This window comes from Clostridium psychrophilum, assembly GCF_018861705.1.
In the GTDB taxonomy this organism is placed as follows: domain Bacteria; phylum Bacillota; class Clostridia; order Clostridiales; family Clostridiaceae; genus Clostridium_AD; species Clostridium_AD psychrophilum.
On record NZ_JAHLEC010000212.1, the window covers coordinates 1 to 2,284 of the forward strand.

A 2,284-nucleotide genomic window follows, 5' to 3' on the forward strand; every position below is an offset into this window, starting at 1 on the left:
CCATAGTGATTATCCTCCTGTGTGTTTTAGTTTAGGCGATTAAAGCATAACACAGAATTAATCCACTATGGATTTCTTATTGGTTCAACTTCATTTTACAACAGGTCAAAAATAAAGAATAAATAAAGTGTTAATTTAAAAGATACATTTATATAATGTTATTTATTTTAAGATTAATATGGGGGTAAGCATGTATGGAAGATAAAAAAATTAGGACAAAGGTTACAAGACCTAAATTTGATAGTGATTTAGATGTTATAGAATTATCTAAAGAAAATATTGAGGATGAAAGTGTATTTTCATTTGGAACAATCAGTGATTGTTCTTTGGAAAATCATGAAGCAGACAGAATTACTTTTAAACAGGTAATATTTAAAAAAGTTATTTTTAATAAAATAACTTTTAGGCGTATAGAATTTATTAATGTAAGATTTGAAAATTGTGATTTGTCAAATGTCGATTTTAATGAGGCTTCATTACATAGAGTGGAATTTCTAAATTGTAAAATTATTGGAATTAATTTAAATGAAGCAACGCTAAGGGATGTAATATTTGAGAATTGTAATGGTGAATTAGCTTTTTTTAGTTATTCTAATTGTAAACAAGTTGCATTTCTTCAATGCCAACTACGGTCTTCTGATTTTCAAAATTCAACATTTTCAAAAGTAGAATTTAGGGAGTCTAATTTAATTCAGTCTCAAATGAATTTTACAAAGCTTAAAGGAATAGACTTTACTAGTTGCGATATTGAAGGTATGGGAATAAATATTCCTGATATTAAGGGCGCGAGAGTTACAACTACACAAGCAATTTCTCTTTCTGCCATACTAGGCATCATTATTAAGTAGAATTAATTTTATAAATTATTGTGGTGACGTTACGGTATTTATTATGATTTTCTTATAGTAAATAGATTAAAAACATGGTAAAAAATTAATAAATGCAGAGTTATTATAATTTCTAATATGCGATTAGTTGTATGTGTTTTTGATTAGTGATATATAAAAACAATAAGTTTTGTAGTAATAAAACACCTTATATAGGAGGTTAGAAAAATGGAAAATGGATCTGCATTAACGCCAATTGAGGTTGCAAAGATGCTTAAAATTACAAAAAATACTGTTTATGAGTTGGTAAAAAGAGGAGAGTTAAATTCTTATAGGGTTGGTAACAAGATAAGAGTAGAAATGAAAGATATAGAAATATACAAGAATAAATCTAAGACGAAAAATAATGAATTAAGTAATAATGAATTAATTAATCCATATAAAGCAGAAAAAATTCAAAAAAGTTATGGTTTTGTTATTTGTGGTCAAGATATTATGTTAGATATATTATCAAGGCACCTACAACAACATACTAAAGGGGTTCAGGCACTTAGATCCTATGTTGGAAGTTATGATGGGTTATATGCGCTTTATCATGGTAATGTCCAGATTGCTACAACCCATTTATGGGATGGTGAAACAGGGGAGTATAACATACCTTATGTAAAAAGAATGCTTCCTGGAATACCAACGATTATAGTGCATCTTGCTAATAGAATGCAAGGATTTTATGTCCGAAAGGATAATCCAAAAGGCATAAATGGATGGGCAGACTTGAAGTGTCCTGAAATTACTATAATAAATCGTGAAATAGGAAGTGGCACAAGAGTATTATTAGATGAACATTTAAAGATGCTTGGAATAGTCGGTAGTAGTTTAGCTGGCTATGGAAGAGAATGTTTTTCACATTTTGCTGTTGCGAGTACTGTAGCAAGAGGTGGAGCAGACGTTGCCATTGGCAATGAAAAGACTAGCCAACAAGTGGAGGGAATTGATTTCATCCCCCTACAAACAGAAAGCTATGATCTTGTTTTAAAAAAAGAGGATATTAATAAATCTCATTTTCAAGCAGTCCTTGAAATCCTTAAGTCACAGGAATTTAGGTTAGAGCTAGAGGGTATTGGAGGATATGACTTAAAAGGTTTGGGCAAAATAGTTGCAGAAACATAATAAGATAATGGAGTGATTTAGTTTTAAACTAAGTCACTTTTTATTTATTTAGAGGTAAACAAAAAAACATTGAAATTTTCAGTATATTAAATTATAATGAAACATAACAAAACATAACAAAACATGTCTAAAATTAAATTATAAATATGTTTTGTTAAAAATAATTGGGGAACTATAAAAGATAGTGTTAACTAACTTATGAAAAAACAATAATGGAAATATTAGGATTTAGAATGTGGGTTGAAAAGTGAAAATGTATCCTGAAGAAATTTAATGTTGCTTTATTT

2 protein-coding genes are annotated in these 2,284 nt (G+C 28.7%); both read left to right on the top strand.

Translation table 11 applies throughout. The features are described from left to right. Positions 1-194 precede the first annotated feature (194 nt). Entirely contained in the window at positions 195-848 is a 654-nt protein-coding gene (locus KPL38_RS18985) for a pentapeptide repeat-containing protein (protein ID WP_216290702.1), read from the top strand. Between the two features lie 207 nt (positions 849-1,055). Next, complete coding sequence (locus KPL38_RS18990) at positions 1,056-1,997, top strand: helix-turn-helix transcriptional regulator (protein ID WP_216290703.1); 942 nt, start codon at positions 1,056-1,058, stop codon at positions 1,995-1,997. The last annotated feature ends 287 nt before the right edge of the window (positions 1,998-2,284 follow it).

Bases quoted from the DNA above. Each gene is read 5' to 3' on its own strand.
- KPL38_RS18985 (WP_216290702.1), top strand. From the start codon at position 195: ATGGAAGATAAAAAAATTAGGACAAAGGTTACAAGACCTAAATTTGAT.
- KPL38_RS18990 (WP_216290703.1), top strand. From the start codon at position 1,056: ATGGAAAATGGATCTGCATTAACGCCAATTGAGGTTGCAAAGATGCTT.